The following is an 18,616-nucleotide window of genomic DNA, read 5'->3' on the forward strand; positions in this document are numbered from 1 at the left end:
TCTACATCGAGTTCGTCGAGGGGAAGGAGATTGTCGGCCCGGTGCGGGAGGCTCAGCGCTTTCTGGTCGAGCGCTAGGCGAGGACGTCCTCGGCCGCCTAGCCGGGTGGACGCGGATTGGACGCAACTCCGGTTAATCCCTGTCGGCTCCGGTGACCGTAGTTGCCCCTACTCGCCCTGATTCCCGGGGGCTCGCAACGCTCCGCAGCGCTTCGCTGGGCCTTGCACCGCCCTCCGGAGGCAGGGGCGCAAGTTCGAATCTTGCTGGGGGCACTTCTTTCGCAGGCCTGGTCGACCCTCGAACGGTCGACGCTCCGCCGGCGATGTCCACGCCTCTGCCGTCGGCCGTGTCGTTCGCGTGAGCGTCGGCCGCATCGGAGCCCTCTGTGACCGGGGGTGTGGGGACCCGGCCATGACGGCCCATCCGGCCGGTCGGCACTCGTCCTCTCATCGTCGAGCAGGTTTCGAGAAGCGACGCACGGCGGCCGGAACTATCCTCGCCAGCATGACGACCTCGAACCCCAGCAAGAAGGCGACCGGCCCGGCCGAGTCCGCCGGCTCGACGACAACGCCGAGCGCCGGCTTCAGTGCTGAGGAGCGCGCCGCGATGCACGATCGAGCTGCCGAGCTGACGGCGGCGCGGCGCGGCCCCAAGGCCAAGGCCGACGGCGAGGGCGACCTGTTGGCCAAGATCGCGGCCATGGGCGACGCCGACCGCGCCATGGCCGAGCAGGTGCACGCCCTCATCACCGCCACCGCCCCCGAGCTCACCCCGCAGACCTGGTACGGGATGCCCGCGTATGCGCTCGACGGCAAGGTGGTCTTCTTCTTCAAGCCGGGTGAGAAGTTCAAGATGCGGTACTCCACGCTCGGCTTCAGCGACAGGGCCCGTCTGGACGACGGCGACATGTGGCCGTCCGAGTTCGCTCTCCTCCGGTGGAGCCCGGACGTCGAGGCGCAGATCTCCGCGCTGGTGCGGCGCGCGATCGCTTGATCCCGGACGCGTTCGCGGGTCAGTTGACGGGGCTCCGCAGCACCAGATGGGTGTTCGGCACCCAGCCGGTGCGGCCGCCGACCTTGACCAGGTACCAGTCGTACGTGCTGTCGATGACCTCGACCTTGGTGCCGCTCGGGAAGGTCGTGATCGCCTTCGCACTCATGCCTGCGCCGGCGCGGAGGGTCAGCGCGGCCGTCGCCTTCATCTGCTGAGGGTTGTAGACGAACGCGGTCGAGAACTTTCCCTGAAGCTCGGTGTAGACGAGCTTCGAGATCTTCGTGATCGAGGGGATCGTGGCGCCGTGATAGCCCATCACGGCGATCGAATAGCGGGTCTTCTTTCCCCACACGAACGCGACGTCGGACTGGGTCATGCCGCCGTACTCCCACAGGGTGCCCGGCTTGGACGCCTGCTTGACGTCGAACGGCAGCCCGGGCGGGATCGCCTCCCGCCAGACCTGGGTCTGCAGCAGCGCCAGGAAGGCGGCGGTCGACTTCTTCGACAGCAGCCTGCCGTCGGCGAGGCGGGCGATGAGTCGAGCGAGATCCGTCGCAGAGCTCACCTTGGTGCGGCCGCCCGAATACCAGAAGTGGGTGTCCACGTATCCGCCGGCGTCGATCAGCTTGTTGAGGTAGGGCATCGTGACCTTGTTGCGCAGCTCGATCGCGCAGTAGTTGTCGGACGGCTCGATCATCGCCCGCAGGCACTTCGCCACGGTGTGCCCGGACGGCAGCTGGGTGGAGTAGGCGAGCGTGCCGGCGTCGATCTTCGTGTAGACGGCGTAGGCGATGAAGAGCTTGACCGAGGAGGCCGGCTCGTGGGGGCTGCCGCCGCCGATGCTCACGCTGCGGCCCCCGTGATCGATCTCGATCACCCGCACCGTGTAGTCGCCCGGCAGGGTGGCGATCAGGGAGCGGAGCTTCTGCTCGAGGCTCCGCTCCGAGGCGGCGCCCGCGTAGACAGGGCGCGCCTCTGACGTCCCGGTGCGGACGGAGCCCGCCAGGGTCGTCGCCACCTGCACGGCGAGGTCGTGTCCGACCATCGACGGAGCGACGGTGAGGCTGCTGGTGGTCGCGCCCGTGATCGCGGCGCCGTCGAGGAGCCACTGGTACGCGGCCGTTCCGGCGGCGCCTCCCCACCCCGGATCGGCCACTGCGGCGGCGACCACAGCGCCGTCCCGCACCTTGCCGCTGATCGTGGCGAGGCTCTTCGAGGAGACGGTGAAGGACGTGGTGGCCGTTGTCGGCGCGCCCTGTGCTCCCGCGACGGTGACACTCACCGCGTAGAGGCCGGCGACGATCGTTCCGCCGGTGCGGCCGTCCCAGGCGAAGGCAGTGCTGGTCGGCGTGACCGTCCACGTCTTGACCGTCGTGCCGGCGAGGGAGAGACGCGCCTCCCCGGTCACCGGCAGCGCGTCTCCCGAGGCGCCCCAGCCCGCCACCGTGAAGCTGATGCTGTCGTGCAAGCCGTCCCTGGCCGGGGCCACGGTGGTCGCGCTGGCGGTGACCGTGGCCCCGGCGAGCGCGGTGGGTCGGAGGGCGACGTCGACGCCTGCGCTGGTCAGCGCTTCCCCGGCCGGTCCCCTGAGAGAGGCGGTGAGCGTTGCGGTGCCCAGAGGCAGGCGGACCGCCGAGACCGTCGCTTCGCCGGCGGTCCCGTCCACGGAAGAGACGGGCGCGGAGGCGGACTGGGTCCCGGACGCGAGGGTGACGGTTCCGTCGAAGGGGAGCTGCGCGCCGGTCTCGTCCATCGCGGTCACGGTGGCGGACGCGGCATCCTTGATGCCGTCCGGCCAGGGGTACAGCGTGTCGTCGGCGGCGCCGACGTTGACGACCCTGATCTCGCCCGTGCCGACGAGGAGCGCGGCCGTTCCTGCGACAGACCCGGGCGCGGTGGCCCGGACGGAGTAGCTGCCCGCCGGGAAGTCCGTGGCCGACAGAGTGATGCTGGCCTCGGCTCGGCCGTCGCCGTCCTGGTCCGTGAGAGGAAGCGGCGGGAGCTGCTCGACGACCTGGCCGGCTGCACCGAGGACGGCGAGCTCGACCGTCGACGCGGCGCCGGCCGTCACGGTGACGGTCACCGAGTCGCGGAAGCCGTCCGATGCCGGCAGGGTCAGGACCTCGCTGACGGTCACGATGAGCCCTGTTTCGGCGGCGGCCGGCGCGGACACCGACCCGGTCACCAGAACGGCCGCGAGGCCGACGCCGGTCCATGCTCGCGCCCGCGCAGCTGTCCACGGCATGGCGCTCCCCCTCGCCGGAGTGGACCCCCACTCCGTCTCCTCCGGAGTGTAGCCACGGAACCGCCCCCCGGAGGGGGCATCCGGCGCCCCCGTCCCGGCCGGTGCCTCGTGTCGTCGGCCTCGGCGCGCGGGGAAGGACCGACGGCGACGGGTCAGTCCGTGAGGTCGGGCAGGTCGGGCGCGAAGTCCTCGTCGGTCGCCGTCTCCATGGGCACGGCATGGCTCGAGTCGAGGAGGCGGGTCCGCTGCTGGAGGTCGGCGAGCAGGTCCGCCGCGGGCATCTCGACGGCATCCCGGGCGAGATCGGACGACGTGATCTGACTGGCGGGACCGATCAGGACGTCCACGAGGTGCACCTGACCGTCGGCCTCGAGCGACGGCACCTGGACGGTGTCGGCGGAGTGCGACCGGGCGAGAGCCGCGGCATAGGCGAGTACGCCGTCCGAGATCTCCTCGGTGGTGACGATGTGGCTGGGTCCATAGGCGATGTCCCTCATCGCTCGAGCGTGCGCCCCGGCAGGGGGCGCCGACAAGACGTTGCATCTGACGGTGCCAAGCACTAGCGCTCCGCGGGCGGTCGAGCAGGCTCACTCCCCTAGGCTCGGCGGGACGACTCCCGCCCCCGGCCGATCCGCCGACAGCCCAAGGACGAACCATCCTCGTGACACGACGCATCCTTCCGCTTTCCGTCGCCGGGTCGGTCGCGGCCCTCGCACTCGCCCTGGCCGGACCGCTGGCTGCCCGCGCGCACGTGACGGTGACTCCGGACACCGCTGACCCGGGCGGCTACAGCACGCTGAGCTTCCGGGTGCCCAACGAGAGCGACACGCTCGGCACGGTCCGGGTGGAGGTCACGCTGCCGTCGGACACCCCGTTCGCCTCGGTCTCCTACCAGCCGGTGCCCGGCTGGTCGGCAACGCTGCAGACCACGACCCTGCCCGAGCCGGTGACGGTGGCCGGGAACCAGCTCACCGAGGCGGTGACCCACGTCGTGTGGGAGGCGGACGCGGGCACGAGCATCGCGCCTGGCCAGTTCCAGGTCTTTCCGCTCAGCCTGGGGCCGGTTCCGGAGACCGGGTCGATCCCCCTGCCCGCGACGCAGACCTACTCTGACGGCACCGTCGAGGAGTGGACGGGCAGCGTCGACGCCGCGCATCCCGCCCCCGTGCTGTACGTGCAGGACGCCCCGGTGTCCGACGAGCACTCCGGCTCCACTCCTCAGGCGGGGCACGACGAAGGAACCGCGGCCGCCGCGAGCGGGACGGCCTCCAACGCCGTGGACCCGCTCGCTCGCGGGCTCGGGATCGCCGCCCTCGCGGCGGGAGCGATCGCGCTCGTGCTCGCCTCCTTCGCCCTCGTCCTCCGCCGCCGCTCCACCTGACGCTCTCGAACCCGGCGCTTCCGAGTGCACACCCGCGCCGGCGCAGGGCCGGTCCGCTAGCGTTGCGCGCGATGAGGCACGGAAGTCCACGGCCCGAGCCGGACCCCGCGATCGTCGCCCGCCTGCGCGCTGCCGGCTGCGTCTTCGCCGAGGACGAGGCGCTGCTGCTCTCGTCGGAGGCGGCGGCGACCGACGCTCGCCTGGAGGAGTGGATCGCCCGTCGGGTCGAGGGCGAGCCGCTCGAGCAGATCCTGGGCTGGGCCGGGTTCCGAGGGCTCCGCCTCGCGGTGGAGCCGGGCGTGTTCGTGCCCCGGCTGCGCACCGAGTTCCTCGTCTCGCAGGCCGAGGTGCTGACCCGGCCCGGCACCGTCGTGGTGGACCTCTGCTGCGGCAACGGCGCGATCGGGCTCGCCCTCCTCGCCGCGCAGCCGTCGCTCCGGCTCTACTCGACCGACCTCGACCCGGCTGCCGTCCGCGTCGCGGCACGGAACGTCGGGTCGGCGGGCACCGTGCTGCAGGGCGACCTCTTCGCTCCTCTGCCCGCCGAGCTGAGGGGAACAGTGGGGGTGATCGTCGCCAACGCCCCGTACGTGCCCACCGAGGCGATCGCCGAGATGCCACCCGAGGCGCGACTGCACGAGCACAGAGTGGCTCTCGACGGCGGGAGCGACGGGCTCGAGCTGCACCGCCGGATCGCGGCGGAGGCCGCACTGTGGCTGGCTTCGGGTGGCAGCGTCCTGATCGAGACGAGCGAGGGCCAGGCGGACCGCACCGCCGGCCTGCTCTCCGCGGCGGGCCTCGAGGCGAGGATCGCGCACTCGGACGAGGTCGACGGAACCGTCGCGATCGGCACTCTGGCGCCCTGATCCGCGCCGCGGGCCTCCCGGCGGCCGCATGCTGCCGATCGCCGGCTCCTGCACTGGAGCGGATCCGGGCGCTCCCGGCCGCGGCAACCTCCTCACCGTGAAGTAGCCTCGGGGCGTGAGATTCGTCGTTGTGCCGCAGTGGCAGGGGTCGGGCTCGAGTCGCGCGATGCGCCTGTCGGACGGGGCGCTCGCGATCATGGGCGACCTGCCCTCGGCGAAGACCACGCTGGTCGACGTCCCGCTCGGCGCGGGCGAGGCGCTCGGCACGGGCGTGGCTCGGTTCAGCTCGCTGCGCCAGGTGCACGATCGGATCCGGATGGCCCTCGCCGGAGACCCGGAGCCCGCCGTCCTCATCGGCGGCGACTGCGGCGTGGAGCTCGCCGGAGTCGAGCACGCCCTGGCGACAGGAGACGGCCGGCTCGCCGTCGTCTGGCTGGACGCCCACCCGGACCTCGGAGCCCTCGGCAGCGCGCCCCGCGCGTTCTGCGGAACGGTCGCCCGCGCGATCCTCGGCGAGGGAGCCGACGGACTGAGCGGAGAGCCCGCCCTGTCCCCCGACCGTTTCGTGGCGGCGGGGGTGCGCCTCATCGACGACGACGAGCAGGACTACCTGGATGCGCACGACGTGCGGCTGCTGCGCGTGCCGGAGCTCGGCGACGGTGCGCTCGCGGAGCAGGTGGCCGCGACGGGGGCGACCTCCGTCTACGTGCATGTGGACCTCGACGTGCTCGACCCGGGCCAGCTCGAGGGCATCGGCGATCCGCAGCCGTTCGGGCTGGAGCTGCCCGCCCTGGTCGCCGAGCTCAAGGCGCTCGTGGCCCGCTTCCCGCTCGCCGGAGCAGGGATCGCAATGTTCTCCCCCGAGTCCCCCGAGGCCGCCCCGGGCGACCTGCCGACCGTGCTGCGCATCCTGTCGGCCCTCACCTCGCCGGCTCAGCCCCGCGCAGTAGCCTGAGCGCATGACGGCAGGCGACGACGCGGGTCCTCGTGTCGTCAGCGGCCGCGACGGCGGCGTCTTCACGATCCGGCTGAATCGTCCCGCCAAGCGCAACGCGGCGGACGTCCGCATGCTGCAGGAGCTCGCGCTCGCCTACGGCGAGTTCGCTCGCGACCCCGATGCCCGGGTCGCGGTGGTGTCCGCAGAGGGCGACCACTTCACCGGTGGGCTCGACCTGGCGGATGTCGGCCCGCGCCTCGGCGACGGTCCGGACCTCGTGCCCGAGGGCGGTGTGGACCCCTGGCAGCTCAGCGGACCCGCGCTGGACAAGCCGGTCGTCGTCGCCGTGCAGGGCACCTGCCTCACCCTCGGCGTCGAGCTGATCCTCGCCGCCGACGTCACGATCGCCGCGGACTCCACCCGCTTCGGCCAGATCGAGGTGAGCCGGGCGATCCTGCCCTTCGGCGGCGCCACCCTGCGCTTCCCGGCGGCGGTCGGCTGGGGCAATGCGATGCGCTGGATGCTCACCGGCGACCGCTTCGACGCGGCCGAGGCGCTCCGGCTCGGTCTCGTGCAGGAGGTCGTTCCGCACGGCTCGCAGCTCGATCGGGCCATGGACCTGGCACAGCGGATCGCCGCCCAGGCTCCGCTCGCCGTGCAGGCCACGCTCGCGAACGCCAAGCTGGCCCGCACCGCGGGCGCGGCCGCCGCAGCGGCCGCGCTGCCCGGTGAACTGGCCCGTCTGACCAGGTCGGAGGACGCCGGAATCGGCATGACCGCCTTCCTCACCCGGACCGCTCCGAACTACCTCGGACGCTGAAAGGCGAAGAAGGAGGCCACATGCCCGACATCTACGACCTCATCGTGATCGGAGCTGGCCCGGTGGGTGAGAACGTCGCCGACTACGCGCACCAGCGCGGGCTCTCCGTCGCCATCGTGGAGCGGGAGCTCGTCGGTGGAGAGTGCTCCTACTGGGCCTGCATCCCCTCGAAGGCGATGCTGCTCCCCGGCCTGACGCTCGAGTCGGCCCGACGGGTGCAGGGCGCGGCTCAGGCCGTCACCGGCGACCTCGACGTGGCCGCCGTGCTGAAGCGCCGGGACTCTTTCGTGCAGAACTGGGACGACAGCGGCCAGGTCGAGTGGCTCGACGGGGCAGGCATCTCCCTGGTCCGCGGTCACGGCCGGATCACCGGGGTCCGCACCGTGTCCGTCACGGCGGGCGACGGATCCGTCACGGAGCTCACGGCGACACACGCGGTGGCGGTCAGCACGGGCAGCGCGGCCCTGCTTCCCGACATCCCGGGCCTCTCCGACGTCGATCCGTGGACGAGCCGCGAGGCCACCGAAGCGAAGAGTGCGCCCGAATCCCTCGCGATCCTCGGCGGTGGGGTGGTGGGTGCCGAGATGGCCACCGCGTACACCTCGTTCGGCACGAAGGTCACCCTTCTCGCGCGGAGCGGACTGCTCGGCGGCATGGAGCCCTTCGCGGGCGAGCTCGTGGCCGGGCAGCTCGAGAAGTCGGGCGCCGTCCTCGAGCTCGGCGTCTCTCCCCGATCAGTCAGTCGGGGCGACGCCGGGGTGTCGATCGAGCTCGAGAACGGGCGGACCGTCGTCGCCGCGGAGCTCCTCGTGGCGACGGGCCGCACCCCGCGCACCGACGACCTCGGCCTGGCGTCGGTCGGCCTCACGGACGGCGACTGGCTGGAGGTCGACGACACCCTGCTCGTCCGCGGCGCCACCAACGACGACTCCCCGTGGCTCTACGCGGTCGGTGACGTGAACCACCGCGCGCTGCTCACCCATCAGGGCAAGTACCAGGCGAGGGCGGCGGGCGAGGTCATCGCCGCACGCGCCCGGTCGCGCGCGGTCGACGACGGGCCGTGGGGCCTGCACGTGGCGTCGGCGGACACCGCGGCCGTGCCGCAGGTCACCTTCACCGATCCGGAGGTCGCGTCGGTCGGCCTCACCGAGAAGGCGGCGCGGGCCGCGGGGCGCCGGGTCCGCGCGGTCGAGTACGACCTGGGTTCGGTCTCCGGCGCCGCCCTGCAGGCGGACGGCTATTCCGGCCGGGCCAAGCTCGTCGTCGACGAGGACCGGCAGGTCCTCCTCGGCGCCACCTTCGTCGGCCAGGACGTGTCCGAGCTCCTGCACTCGGCGACGATCGCCGTCGTCGGCGAGGTGTCGCTCCGCCGCCTCTGGCACGCGGTGCCCTCGTACCCCACCATCAGCGAGATCTGGCTCCGCCTGCTCGAGACCTATGGAAGGCCCTCGGAATGATTCCCCGATCGACCCGCCGTCGCTACCTCCGCGAGTTCGGCTTCGTCTACGCGACCGTGGTCGCCCTCGCCTGGGGCCTGCCCCTCAGCACCGGGCGGGTGCGCACGGACGGCGACCTCATCATCCTCAGCGGCCTGCCCGACTGGGCGTACCGCCGCGGCGGCACCACGGTCGGCCGGGTCTACCTCACGGGAGACAACACCGGCGACGCGGTCCTGCGCCACGAGAAGGTGCATGTGCAGCAGTGGCGCAGGCTCGGCCTCTGGATGCCCCTGCTCTACTGGCTGGCCGGCACCGACCCCATCAAGAACCGCTTCGAGATCGAGGCGGGACTCGAGGACGGCGGCTACCGGCGTCCGCGCCGCCCGGGGAGCGGCTCGTGACCCCGCTCGGCTACCCGGGAGAGATCGCCGGACGCACCGTGGTGATCACCGGCGCGAGTTCGGGGATCGGCGCGGCGGCCGCGCGGGCGCTGGCCGCGCTCGGCGCCGAGCTCGCCGTCGTCGGCCGCAACCCGGAGCGCACCCAGGCCGTGGCGGACTCGGTCCGCGGCACCGCCTTCGTCGCCGACTTCGGCCGGCTCGACGACGTGCGCCGCCTCGGCGAGCAGCTGCTGGAGCGATATCCGCGGATCCACGTTCTGGCCAACAACGCGGGCGGCATGCAGCCGAAGCGCAGCTACACGGTGGATCGCAACGAACGCACGCTGCAGGAGACCTACCTGGCGGCGTTCGAGCTCACCCGTGTGCTGCTGCCCCGCCTCACGGACACCGCCGCCGACGCTCCCGAGGGCAGCGTTCGGATCATTCAGACCGCGAGCGCGGCGAACCTGGGCGGGCGGCTCCGACTCGACGACCTCGATTTCGGCAAGGGCCCCTGGTTCGGCGGCTGGCCCGCATACTGTGCGGTGAAGCTCGCGAACATCCTGCACACCCGCGAGCTGGCCCACCGCCTCGTCAATACGGGGGTCAGCGCCTACGCGTTCCACCCGGGCCTCGTGCGCACCCGCTTCGCCAACGACAGCCTGTCCATTCGCGTGGCGAGCGCTCTCAGCGGGGGCAGCTACGGCATCAGCGCGGAGCAGGGCGCGGAGCCGCTCATCCGGCTGGCCTCGACACCCGACGTGGGCGCCGCGAGCGGCACCTACTTCTCGCGTCTCCAGCCGCACGGAGCGACCACGGCCCAGGCCGACGACGCCGTCTTCGCCCGCCGGCTCTGGAGCGCGAGCGAAGTGCGGGTGGACCCGGCCCGGGTCTCCTGAGGTCCGGCCGGCAGCGGTCAGCTGAGCTCGGACTTGCCCTCGCGCCAGTAGCCCATGAAGGCCACCTGGCGCCGGTCGAGTTCGCAGTCCCGGACCAGGAAGCGGCGGAGGCTCTTGATGACGGCGGCCTCGCCGGCGAGCCACGCGTAGAGCGAGCCGGTCGGCGCCTCGGACGGCGTCTCCCAGAGCAGCGCCGAGTCGACGTCGATGTCGGAGAGCTCCTCGATCGCCACCGCGCGCGCGCCCGCGGAGAGGTGTTCGGCGAGCCAGCCGCGCACGGCAGGGTCGAGCCGGCTGCCCGCCGGGGCGGCCCCGCGCGGAAGCCAGTCGACGGTGATTCCCGAGCCGAGCCGGAGCTGCAGGCAGTCCTCGGCCCGCGGGATCTCGAGGATCGCGTGCGCGACGGTGCCCTCCGGCAGCGACTCGAGGATCGCCGAGACGGCGGGCACGGCGGTCTCGTCGCCGGCAAGGAGCAGCGTCGTGGCCGATCCCGGATTGAACTCGATGCCGACTCGCGAGTCGGGGCTCCCTGCGTCGGGCCCGACCAGCACGATCTGGTCCCCGACCTGGGCGCGGCGGACCCACGCGGTGGCGGGGCCGGTGTCGCCGTGGGTGACGAAATCCACGTCGACCTCGGAGAGGTGCGGCCGGACGGCGCGGATCGTGTAGGTGCGGATCGGGTTCTGCTGCTGCGCGGGGAGAGCCCGCCAGCGGGTGTACCACGCTCCGGTGGCGAGCACCTCGGGATCATCGACGAAGTCGCCGTAGCCGATGCCGGGAAGCGGCAGGAGCACCTTCACGCGCTGGTCGAGGCCCTCGGTGCCGAAGTCCGCGAGGTCGGCACCGGTGAAGGTGACGCGCACGAACGAGGGCGAGAGGCGTACGACGCTGCGGACCAGCACCCGGTAGGGCCGATACGACGGGCGGGGCCGAACGTCCGTCGAGGTAAGCATTGCCTAACCTTACCTCGGCCTCCCCGGATCGCAAGAGGCTCGGCTCGGTTCCCAGCTCCTCACCACTGCGGAGGGTGCCGCCGCTGCCAGTCGAATCGGCGCTCCAGCTGGCGGGCGATCGAGACGAGCGTCGCCTCCCCGCCGGGACGGCCGATGAGCTGCACCCCCATCGGCAGCCCCTCCCCCGTGACGGTCACCGGCAGCGTGATCGCGGGCAGCCCCGTCGCGTTCACGAAGGAGGTGAAGGGCGTGTACTGCACCTGCTGGGCGAAGTTGCGCTCGCCGTCCTCGGCGTCGTACCAGCCGAGAGGCCGCGGGGTCAGTGCGAGCGCGGGCGTGAGCAGCGCGTCGAGACGGGCACCCTCGGGCAGGAAGAGCCGACGCAGCAGCGCCCGCTCGAAGTCGCCGAGCGCGGTGAGCGCCTCGACGAGCGCGCCGGCGGGAAGCGCCCGTCCTGCCCGGACGAGCCAGGCGGTGAGCGGCTCGACCCGGTCGAGCGCGGCGTCGTCCAGCGGCAGCACGGCGGCGCCCGCCTGCCAGAGCACCCGGAAGGCCCCCGGGTAGGCGGACGAATCGGGCAGGGACGCGTCCTCGATCCCGTGCCCCACGGCTGCGAGCGCCTCGAGTGCGAGCGTGAGCGCGTCGCGCGCTTCGGGCGACACGGTGACCTCGTATGCGCCATCCCAGGGACTCTGCTGCGTGACGCCGATCGAGAAGCGCCCCTCTCCGCGGACCGCCGCGCCGAGCAGCCGGCCGGGGTCGGGTGCCCGGAGCGTTCGGGGGTAGTCGATCGCGCCCGACCGGCGCGCGGTCATCGCATCGAGCAGCATGGCGGCGTCGGCGACGGATCGGGCGAGCGGTCCCGGCACGACGAGACCACCGACGCTGTCCGCGGCGGCTCCTGCCGGGACGAGTCCACGGGAGGGCTTCAGCCCCACCAGTCCGGTGGCTGCGGCGGGGATGCGGATCGATCCCCCACCGTCGGATCCGGGGGCAACCGGAAGCAGCCCGGCCGCGACCGCGACCGCGGCGCCGCCGCTCGACCCGCCAGCGCCGAGCGAGAGGTCGTACGGGTTGCGGGCGGGCGGGCGGCCGAGCGGCTCCGTATAGGAGGGGAAGCCGAACTCCGGCGCCGTGGTCGCGCCGAGGCTCACGCTGCCCGCGTCGTCGAGCACCCGGACGATCTCGTCCGTCGTCTCGGCGACCGTACCCGCCAAGGCTCGCGAGCCGCCGGTCGCCGGCTGCCCGGCGCGCCGCCACAGCTCCTTCTCCGCCAGGGGCAGGCCCCAGAGCTCGCCGGTGCCGCGCTCGAGCGCCCGGGCCCGGTCGAGTGCGCGGTCCCCGTCCACGCGCGAGAACGCCCCCAGCCGCGGATTCAGCCCCTCGATGCGGCGGAGGTAGTGCTCGGTGAGCTCGACCGGCGACACGTCCCCGCGCTGCAGCCAGTCCCACTGGTCCTGCGCGCTGAGGTGGTGCAGCTCGAACACCGCTATGCCGCCCTCACTTGAGGCTCTTCTGCAGCATCACGGTGCCGAGCCAGCGCTCGAACTTGTAGCCCACCCGGCCCATCCGGCCGATCTCCGTGAAGCCGAAGGCCTCGTGCAGGCGCAGGGATCCCTCGGCGCCCTTGTCGGCGACGACCGCGAGGATCTCCTTCAGACCCGCCGCCCGGGAACGCTCGATGAGCGCCTCGAGGAGCGCGTGGCCCAGTCCCTTGCCGGTGGCGGCGGGGCGGAGATAGATGGAGTTCTCGACCGTGAACCGGTAGGCGCGCTTCTGCTTCCAGGGCGAGACGAGGGCGTAGCCGAGCACCTGTCCGGTTGGCGAGACGGCGACGAGGAACGGCATCTTGAGCTTGTGCAGGTAGGCGAACTTCGAGCGCCACTCCCGCAGCGTCATGGCGTCCTCGTCGAAGGTCACCACGCTGTTCACGACGTAGTAGTTGTAGATCTCCCGGACGTCGGGAAGGTCGCGCAGGGTCGCATCGCGGATCTCGAAGGCGAACGGCGCCTCCGGCTCGGGCGCCTTCCGCAGATGCGGCGGCAGGGCGCGGCGGGGCTGGTATTCCTCTTCGAGCATCCGGTCTCCCTTCGAGCCTGCCGTCCAACCTAGGGCGCTGCGGGCGGAGGGGCGACACGCCAGTCGACGGCGCGAGCGCCCAAGTCCTCGAGCGCCGCGTTGACGCGGCTGAACGGCCGAGAGCCGAAGAAGCCCCGGGACGCGGAGAGCGGGCTCGGATGCGGCGAGGAGATCACCGGGATGCCCGCGAGCAGCGGGCGGACGGCTTCGGCGTCCCTCCCCCAGAGCACCGCGACGAGCGGTCCACCCCGCTGCACCAGCCGCTCGATGGCGAGCGAGGTGACGCTCTCCCAGCCCGTGCCGCGGTGGGAGCCTGCGGCGCCTGCGCGCACCGAGAGGACCCGGTTGAGCAGCAGAACGCCCGAGGCGGCCCAGGCCGACAGGTCGCCGTGCGGCGCCCGCGGAATGCCGAGGTCGGCCTCGAGTTCGGCATAGACGTTGACGAGGCTGCGCGGCAGCGGCCGCACCTCCGGCCGGACCGAGAACGCAAGCCCCATCGCGTGCCCCGGCGTCGGGTAGGGGTCCTGTCCGACGATGAGCACGCGGACGTCGGCGAGCGGCTCCCGGAAGGCGCGGAGAAGGACGTCCCCGTGCGGCAGGAAGTCGTGCCCCGCGGCCGCCTCGGCGCGAAGGAATGCGCGCAGCGCGGTGAGCGTGGGCTGTGCGTCGGCGAGTGCGTCCGCCCAGCCGCCGTCCATCGCGCCCCGCTCGGCGAGCTCTGCCAACCCCAGCGCGGGCCGACTTGCCGAAAAGTTACGCATTTCGGGCTCGAAAGCGTCATTTTCTGGCAAGTCGGTTCTCCGGGGAGGAAGGACGGTCAGCCGGCCGCGGAGAGCACGTCGACCGTGACCCCGTTCTCGCCCGGGGCGACGCGCCAGATGCTGCCGGCGCCCACCACTCGCAGGCCGCCGGTGCCGACGATGAGGGCCGTGCCCTCGTCGATGGCGAAGCCGCCGTCGGTGAGGCCGGCCGTGGTCGCTGCGACCAGTCGGGAGAGGGTCCCCCACTGTGCCGCGTGCACCTCGATGCTCACGTCGATCAGTCCGATCCCGTTGCTGATCCGCACCTCGTCGAGGTCCTCCGCGGCGTCCTCGGGACTGACCGGCACTCCGCCGATCCGCCAGCCGCCGATCAGTGCGCGCTCCGGCGCGATCATCGCTCCGGCGGAGAAGCCGAGGTACGGGACGCCGTCGAGCACGCGCTGCCGGATCTCCTCGAAGAGCGGGGCGAGGCTCTCGAGATAGGCGGGAGGCATTCCGCCGCCGACGAGGATGCCGTCCGAGTCCGCGAGCACTCCGGGAGTCGCGACCGAGCCTTCGACGAGCGAGATGACCCGCTCGTCGAGCTCTCCCGAGTGCGCGGCCTCTGCGACCAGCTTCGCCGCATGCTCGAGGCCGTCACCGTCCCGCACCACGATCACCGCGATGCGCGGAGCGCCGAGCACGCCGCTCGACCTGGCGTGTTCCGCGGCCTCCTCGAGGAAGCCGCGGAAGGCAGCGCCGCTGCCGTTCTCGGCCCAGCCACCGCCGACGAGGTGCACACTCACCCGTCCAGGCTAGCCGCGGCGATGTCCGCTCAGTGCCCTTCGGTGACCGGCGGCAGCGCCGACCAGGGGAACACGATCCACCGGTCCGTGCTGCGCCAGCAGAAGTCCGGCGCCAGGATCGTGCGGGGCTTGGAGTACAGGGTGACGCTGCGCACGTCGGCGCCGAGGTTTCTCAGGAGCTCGACCGCGAGCGAGAGGGTGTGGCCCGAGTCGGACACGTCGTCGACGAGGAGCACCCGCTTGCCGGCAAGCGACGCCCCATCGAGCAGCGGCGGCAGGATCTCGGGCTTCGCGAGACGCTCGTCGACCCCGGTGTAGAACTCGACGTTGATGCTGCCGCAGCTCTTCACGCCGAGCGCGTAGGCGACGCTGCCAGCCAGGAGCAGGCCCCCGCGGGCGATCGCGACGACGATCTCGGGCACGAACGTGGATTCGGCGATCGAGTGGGCGAGCTGACGGGACGCATCGCCGAATTCGAGCCAGCCGAGCACTTCCCGCTCGAGCGGGACCTCCTCGACCGCCGTGCCAGTGGCAGCCCAGTTCCTCGACATGCCGCTACGTTAGCCCCTCTCCGGAGGGCCGCCCGTCGCCGCCCGTCGCGGAAATCGGACCCGCGCCCTCGCCGAGGCGGCGGCGCCCGGGCCTCAGGACGCCGCTTCGGCCTGACCTCGGCGCAGCCCCAGGTCCTCGCCGGCATGTCCTCGATGCAGTGCACGAGACGTCGCCACTCCGACTCGGCGGGTGTCGGGTGACCGACAGAGCAATCGCGCGCTCGGGCGGAACCTTCAGGGGTTGAGCTGCTCGACCGGAGTTCCGGCCGGCGGCGCGCACAGCCAGCGCCTCCTCTCCGGGGGCGGCTTCGGCACCTCCCCCGACAGAAGGACGAAGAACATGACTGACACACTCCCCTCGACCGCCGCCTCCTTCCTGCCCACATCGGAGAAGCGGAAGCGCCAGCCGTTGCGGGCCCTTCTGGCAGTCCTCCTGACCATCGGGGGCATCGCCGCGTCGCTCGCGTTCGCCTCCCCCGCCACCGCCGCATCATCGGTGCTCGGGCCGGGCGGGTTCCGGTGCGGCTACCACCAGGTCCAGATCACGGCGCCGCGGGTCTACGCCTCCAGGGGCACGGAACAGGTGTATTGGCTCAACGGGCTGGAGCGCTGGAACGGATCACGCTGGGTCGAGATGACGACCTACGCGAACTTCTCGAGCTTCAACTCGTTCGGACGGCAGGCCACCGCCTGGACTGGCGTCCCCTCCTCCGCGCCGTACGGCTCCTACGTCAACAGCGAGCTGATCGTGAAGGCGACCACCCCCGGGTACTACCGAGTCGCGGCGTATGTCGCCAGCTACTCGGGTGGCCCTGTGTGGGACGCCTACATCCTGAATGGCGCGTACTGCTGGGTGAGCTGAGCATCGGCGACGACGGAGCGAGCGGCCGGGGGCGACGCCCTCCTGCCGCTCGCTTCTCGTTCCGGCCTGCATCCGCGAGCGGTCAGCGAGCCGGCTCGCTGCCGGCCGCACCCGGCGTCCCCTCGCGTGTCGCATCGGGCCAGATCTCGGAATACGGACTCAGCCAGGCGAGGCGATGGAGCGGCCAGCCGACGAGCACGGCCCGACCCACGACATGGTCCAGTGGGACGGCCCCGTCCGTCGGGCCGCCTCGGTGAAAGCGGGAGTCCAGCGAATCGGCGCGGTTGTCGCCCATCACCCAGATGGCACCGTCCGGCACGACCACGGTGAACGACAGCGAGGCGGGCGGCCGCGGCCCCAGTTGGCCGGAGCCGTCGAAGAGGTACGGCTCGTCCACCGCTGCTCCATTCACGAAGATGCGCCCGGATGCGTCACAGCACGAGACGACATCGCCCGGCAAGCCGACCACCCGCTTCACGAGATGACCGACCCCGTCACCGTTCAGGAACTCGAGGAAGCTCGACACCGGCGTCCCAGTCCGCGCATCCGCGCCTCCAGCACCGGACGCTTCACCCCGGAGCCAGCCCCCAGGGTCCCGGAAGACGACGACATCCCCACGCTCCAGCGGAATGAGACCCGGCACGAGCTCGTTGACCAGGATCCTGTCTCCGACCTCCAGGGTGTCCACCATCGATGCCGACGGCACGACGAACACCCGCAGCAGATAGGTGCGGACCAGGAACGAGGCAGCGACGGCGAGCACGACGATCACGGCCGCATCACGAAGGAGGTGGGCGGCGCGTCCTCGACGTGGCTGCTCGGCCGGCTCGCGGGCCATGTGCCGCACTCCTTCCCGCGTGCGTCGCGTACAGGGAGGTCTACTCTCGTACGGCGGTCCAGCGCCAGTGCGGGTTGCCGGGGTGGCGAGACTCAGTCCGGCTCGACCTCCTCCGCGTCGGATCGAGCGGAGAGCGTTGCGCCGACCCAGATCGTCAGAAGGGCGGCGGCTCCTCCTTCAGCCACTCCTGCTGCGCGACGGGCCCGCCCGGCATGCCGACCTCCGGGTGGGTGCGGTGAGTGCGGCCAAGAGCGGAGGTCCACTCGAGGGTGCCCGCCTCGTCGAGGTGCTTGGGCTTCCAGCTGCTGGCGTGTTTCAGGTGATGGTGACTTCGGCACAGATGGGCGAGGTTGTCGGCGTTCGTCTCGCCGTCGTAGAGCCAGTCCTTCGTATGGTCGATGTCGCACAGCCGAGCCGATCGGTTGCACCCCGGGAAAACTCGGCCCTTCCGCCGCTCCGTCCGGCGTGGGAGCATTCGGGCACCCCGCCGGGACGCCGGAACTCCCGTTCCAGGAGCCGGCGATGCTCCCGGTGTCCGCAAGGAGACAGGCGCAGTGTCGCCCGCCCGACAGACGGGGATCCCGGGGGCCCGGAGACTTCTGCCATCGCACCCCGCGACCCGAAGAAAGGAAGAGACCATGAGCAACGACCAGAGCACCGACGACACAACCCTCCGTCGCGCCGACGACGACGTCGAAGGACACATGCCTCGGGTGAAGGTTCCCGTCACCGAGGACGACGTCGAGGGACACATGCCCCGCATCAGGGTCCCCGTCACCGACGAGGATGTCGAGGGCCACATGCCGCGGATCAGCGGCCGCGGCGAGACCGACGAGGACGAGGTCGAAGGGCACATGCCCCGCGTGAAGGTCCCCGTCGCCGACGAGGACGAGGACGTCGAAGGCCACCTGCCGAGGCTCACCGGCGGCAGGGACGAGACCGACGAGGACGACGACGACGTCGAGGGCCACGGAGTCCGCATCAAGATCTAGCCCTGCCAGGCGCGGCCGTCACAACTCGACGACCGCGCCTTCAGCGCGCCCGCCCGTGCCGAGCGGTGCTCGTCCTTGCGCGCGCACCTGGAGCGGTCCCGAATGACCCTCGAAGGCAGCCGCCTGCGCAACTTCTCGGATCCGCCCTCGCGGAGGCCGCGGAGGCCGCGGAGCCGCAGCCGGAGGCGGCCGCCTCGGCCTGACGGACGCGGATCGAGGAGCTCGACGCAGCGCGAGATCGCCCTTCCGCCGCTTCGCCCCCGCGTGGGACGATTCGGGCACTCCTCCCCCGGATGCCGGACCGACGAAGCTGTCGCACCGACCCTCGAGGCGGGAGCGCGCACGATCTCCCGTGTCCGGCAATCGACACGGGTTGTGTCGTCGGCCCGACGGTCCCGAGCCCACCGAGCCCGGAGGATTCTGCCATCGCGACCTCGCGACCCTAAGAAAAGGACCAGGACAATGAGCAACGACCAGAGCAACGACGACCTGACCGCCGCCCCCTCCAACGATGTCGAAGCGCACGGAGTGCGCGTGCGGATCCTCAACGACGAGGAGAAGAACGAGGACGTCGAAGGCCACGTCTTCCGCCCGGGCGGCGACGCCGGCACGGACCGGGACGACGTCGAGGGCCACCTCGCCAGGGTGAAGGGTCCCGACACCGACGCCGACTCCGACTCCGATGTGGAGGGACACGGGGTCCGCATCAAGATCTAGTCCGGACGAGGGCGCACTGAGGGGTGTGCCGGCGGACCCACGAGGCGCGGCTGTCACGAGAGGTGGCGTCCGCGCCTCGCGTCGTCTCCCCCGCTGCCTTCGCTGCGGGGCGCCTGTC

Annotated in this window: 21 protein-coding genes; 11 read left to right on the forward strand and 10 right to left on the reverse strand. The window is 72.0% G+C overall.

The features are described 5' to 3' along the window. Nucleotides 1-504: 504 nt before the first annotated feature. On the forward strand, nucleotides 505-993 hold the full coding sequence (locus JWR33_RS01415; protein ID WP_297408751.1) for a DUF1801 domain-containing protein: 489 nt from the start codon (nucleotides 505-507) through the stop codon (nucleotides 991-993). Between the two features lie 19 nt (nucleotides 994-1,012). Here JWR33_RS01415 and JWR33_RS01420 read toward each other — a convergent pair whose 3' ends face one another. Continuing rightward, nucleotides 1,013-3,238, reverse strand: coding sequence for a serine hydrolase (locus tag JWR33_RS01420; RefSeq protein ID WP_297408752.1), 2,226 nt, complete (start codon nucleotides 3,236-3,238; stop codon nucleotides 1,013-1,015). A 152-nt stretch (nucleotides 3,239-3,390) separates the two neighbouring features. Further along, on the reverse strand, nucleotides 3,391-3,735 hold the full coding sequence (locus tag JWR33_RS01425; protein ID WP_297408754.1) for a hypothetical protein: 345 nt from the start codon (nucleotides 3,733-3,735) through the stop codon (nucleotides 3,391-3,393). Nucleotides 3,736-3,899: 164 nt separating this feature from the next. Here JWR33_RS01425 and JWR33_RS01430 point away from each other — a divergent pair, with 164 nt between their 5' ends. The 7 genes from JWR33_RS01430 (at nucleotide 3,900) to JWR33_RS01460 (ending at nucleotide 9,960) form a co-directional block, all read left to right on the forward strand. Beyond that, entirely contained in the window at nucleotides 3,900-4,619 is a 720-nt protein-coding gene (locus tag JWR33_RS01430; protein WP_297408756.1) for a YcnI family protein, read from the forward strand. Between the two features lie 71 nt (nucleotides 4,620-4,690). Beyond that, the gene (locus JWR33_RS01435; protein ID WP_297408757.1) at nucleotides 4,691-5,485 is read left to right on the forward strand and encodes a putative protein N(5)-glutamine methyltransferase; all 795 of its coding nucleotides are present in this window, start codon (nucleotides 4,691-4,693) and stop codon (nucleotides 5,483-5,485) included. Between the two features lie 115 nt (nucleotides 5,486-5,600). Then, complete coding sequence (locus JWR33_RS01440) at nucleotides 5,601-6,440, forward strand: arginase family protein (RefSeq protein WP_366073509.1); 840 nt, start codon at nucleotides 5,601-5,603, stop codon at nucleotides 6,438-6,440. Between the two features lie 4 nt (nucleotides 6,441-6,444). Next, complete coding sequence (locus tag JWR33_RS01445) at nucleotides 6,445-7,242, forward strand: crotonase/enoyl-CoA hydratase family protein (RefSeq protein WP_297408759.1); 798 nt, start codon at nucleotides 6,445-6,447, stop codon at nucleotides 7,240-7,242. Between the two features lie 20 nt (nucleotides 7,243-7,262). Further along, nucleotides 7,263-8,699 carry an NAD(P)/FAD-dependent oxidoreductase gene (locus tag JWR33_RS01450; protein WP_297408762.1) on the forward strand — a complete coding sequence of 479 codons (1,437 nt, stop codon included), beginning with the start codon at nucleotides 7,263-7,265 and terminating at the stop codon, nucleotides 8,697-8,699. Then, on the forward strand, nucleotides 8,696-9,082 hold the full coding sequence (locus JWR33_RS01455) for a Fe-S oxidoreductase (protein ID WP_297408763.1): 387 nt from the start codon (nucleotides 8,696-8,698) through the stop codon (nucleotides 9,080-9,082). The genes JWR33_RS01450 and JWR33_RS01455 overlap by 4 nt, the downstream gene beginning before the upstream one ends. After that, nucleotides 9,079-9,960, forward strand: coding sequence for an SDR family NAD(P)-dependent oxidoreductase (locus tag JWR33_RS01460; RefSeq protein ID WP_297408765.1), 882 nt, complete (start codon nucleotides 9,079-9,081; stop codon nucleotides 9,958-9,960). Before JWR33_RS01455 ends, JWR33_RS01460 begins: the two co-directional genes overlap by 4 nt. A 17-nt stretch (nucleotides 9,961-9,977) precedes the next feature. Here JWR33_RS01460 and JWR33_RS01465 read toward each other — a convergent pair whose 3' ends face one another. From JWR33_RS01465 to JWR33_RS01490, 6 genes are all read right to left on the reverse strand, one after another. Next, nucleotides 9,978-10,913 carry a siderophore-interacting protein gene (locus JWR33_RS01465; protein WP_297408767.1) on the reverse strand — a complete coding sequence of 312 codons (936 nt, stop codon included), beginning with the start codon at nucleotides 10,911-10,913 and terminating at the stop codon, nucleotides 9,978-9,980. Nucleotides 10,914-10,972: 59 nt separating this feature from the next. Next, nucleotides 10,973-12,400 carry an amidase gene (locus JWR33_RS01470; RefSeq protein WP_297408769.1) on the reverse strand — a complete coding sequence of 476 codons (1,428 nt, stop codon included), beginning with the start codon at nucleotides 12,398-12,400 and terminating at the stop codon, nucleotides 10,973-10,975. A gap of 13 nt (nucleotides 12,401-12,413) precedes the next feature. Next, nucleotides 12,414-12,992: a GNAT family N-acetyltransferase gene (locus JWR33_RS01475; protein ID WP_297408771.1), complete on the reverse strand. Its 579-nt coding sequence runs from the start codon at nucleotides 12,990-12,992 to the stop codon at nucleotides 12,414-12,416. Between the two features lie 29 nt (nucleotides 12,993-13,021). Beyond that, on the reverse strand, nucleotides 13,022-13,690 hold the full coding sequence (locus JWR33_RS01480; RefSeq protein WP_297408808.1) for a uracil-DNA glycosylase: 669 nt from the start codon (nucleotides 13,688-13,690) through the stop codon (nucleotides 13,022-13,024). A gap of 119 nt (nucleotides 13,691-13,809) precedes the next feature. Beyond that, nucleotides 13,810-14,538, reverse strand: coding sequence for a Type 1 glutamine amidotransferase-like domain-containing protein (locus JWR33_RS01485; RefSeq protein ID WP_297408773.1), 729 nt, complete (start codon nucleotides 14,536-14,538; stop codon nucleotides 13,810-13,812). A gap of 29 nt (nucleotides 14,539-14,567) precedes the next feature. Continuing rightward, on the reverse strand, nucleotides 14,568-15,089 hold the full coding sequence (locus JWR33_RS01490; RefSeq protein ID WP_297408775.1) for a phosphoribosyltransferase: 522 nt from the start codon (nucleotides 15,087-15,089) through the stop codon (nucleotides 14,568-14,570). A 340-nt stretch (nucleotides 15,090-15,429) separates the two neighbouring features. On the opposite strand from JWR33_RS01490, the gene JWR33_RS01495 reads away from it, so the two are divergent. Continuing rightward, on the forward strand, nucleotides 15,430-15,951 hold the full coding sequence (locus JWR33_RS01495; protein WP_297408777.1) for a hypothetical protein: 522 nt from the start codon (nucleotides 15,430-15,432) through the stop codon (nucleotides 15,949-15,951). Between the two features lie 82 nt (nucleotides 15,952-16,033). Here JWR33_RS01495 and lepB read toward each other — a convergent pair whose 3' ends face one another. Then, complete coding sequence (gene lepB / locus JWR33_RS01500; protein WP_297408779.1) at nucleotides 16,034-16,789, reverse strand: signal peptidase I; 756 nt, start codon at nucleotides 16,787-16,789, stop codon at nucleotides 16,034-16,036. Between the two features lie 154 nt (nucleotides 16,790-16,943). Then, complete coding sequence (locus tag JWR33_RS01505) at nucleotides 16,944-17,264, reverse strand: HNH endonuclease signature motif containing protein (protein ID WP_297408781.1); 321 nt, start codon at nucleotides 17,262-17,264, stop codon at nucleotides 16,944-16,946. A 163-nt stretch (nucleotides 17,265-17,427) separates the two neighbouring features. Here JWR33_RS01505 and JWR33_RS01510 point away from each other — a divergent pair, with 163 nt between their 5' ends. Further along, nucleotides 17,428-17,781: a hypothetical protein gene (locus JWR33_RS01510; RefSeq protein WP_297408783.1), complete on the forward strand. Its 354-nt coding sequence runs from the start codon at nucleotides 17,428-17,430 to the stop codon at nucleotides 17,779-17,781. A 462-nt stretch (nucleotides 17,782-18,243) separates the two neighbouring features. After that, complete coding sequence (locus JWR33_RS01515) at nucleotides 18,244-18,498, forward strand: hypothetical protein (protein ID WP_297408785.1); 255 nt, start codon at nucleotides 18,244-18,246, stop codon at nucleotides 18,496-18,498. The last annotated feature ends 118 nt before the right edge of the window (nucleotides 18,499-18,616 follow it).

It is taken from the genome of Naasia sp. (genome assembly GCF_025465545.1).
Taxonomy (GTDB): domain Bacteria; phylum Actinomycetota; class Actinomycetes; order Actinomycetales; family Microbacteriaceae; genus Naasia.

Excerpts from the sequence above, each read along its gene's own strand:
- JWR33_RS01490 (WP_297408775.1), bottom strand. The coding sequence starts at position 15,089 with ATGTCGAGGAACTGGGCTGCCACTGGCACGGCGGTCGAGGAGGTCCCG.
- JWR33_RS01495 (WP_297408777.1), top strand. The coding sequence starts at position 15,430 with ATGACTGACACACTCCCCTCGACCGCCGCCTCCTTCCTGCCCACATCG.
- JWR33_RS01455 (WP_297408763.1), top strand. The coding sequence starts at position 8,696 with ATGATTCCCCGATCGACCCGCCGTCGCTACCTCCGCGAGTTCGGCTTC.
- JWR33_RS01415 (WP_297408751.1), top strand. The coding sequence starts at position 505 with ATGACGACCTCGAACCCCAGCAAGAAGGCGACCGGCCCGGCCGAGTCC.
- JWR33_RS01435 (WP_297408757.1), top strand. The coding sequence starts at position 4,691 with ATGAGGCACGGAAGTCCACGGCCCGAGCCGGACCCCGCGATCGTCGCC.
- JWR33_RS01425 (WP_297408754.1), bottom strand. The coding sequence starts at position 3,735 with ATGAGGGACATCGCCTATGGACCCAGCCACATCGTCACCACCGAGGAG.
- JWR33_RS01445 (WP_297408759.1), top strand. The coding sequence starts at position 6,445 with ATGACGGCAGGCGACGACGCGGGTCCTCGTGTCGTCAGCGGCCGCGAC.
- JWR33_RS01510 (WP_297408783.1), top strand. The coding sequence starts at position 17,428 with ATGAGCAACGACCAGAGCACCGACGACACAACCCTCCGTCGCGCCGAC.
- JWR33_RS01465 (WP_297408767.1), bottom strand. The coding sequence starts at position 10,913 with ATGCTTACCTCGACGGACGTTCGGCCCCGCCCGTCGTATCGGCCCTAC.
- JWR33_RS01450 (WP_297408762.1), top strand. The coding sequence starts at position 7,263 with ATGCCCGACATCTACGACCTCATCGTGATCGGAGCTGGCCCGGTGGGT.
- lepB (WP_297408779.1), bottom strand. The coding sequence starts at position 16,789 with ATGGCCCGCGAGCCGGCCGAGCAGCCACGTCGAGGACGCGCCGCCCAC.
- JWR33_RS01475 (WP_297408771.1), bottom strand. The coding sequence starts at position 12,992 with ATGCTCGAAGAGGAATACCAGCCCCGCCGCGCCCTGCCGCCGCATCTG.
- JWR33_RS01420 (WP_297408752.1), bottom strand. The coding sequence starts at position 3,238 with ATGCCGTGGACAGCTGCGCGGGCGCGAGCATGGACCGGCGTCGGCCTC.
- JWR33_RS01505 (WP_297408781.1), bottom strand. The coding sequence starts at position 17,264 with ATGCTCCCACGCCGGACGGAGCGGCGGAAGGGCCGAGTTTTCCCGGGG.
- JWR33_RS01480 (WP_297408808.1), bottom strand. The coding sequence starts at position 13,690 with ATGGACGGCGGCTGGGCGGACGCACTCGCCGACGCACAGCCCACGCTC.
- JWR33_RS01515 (WP_297408785.1), top strand. The coding sequence starts at position 18,244 with ATGAGCAACGACCAGAGCAACGACGACCTGACCGCCGCCCCCTCCAAC.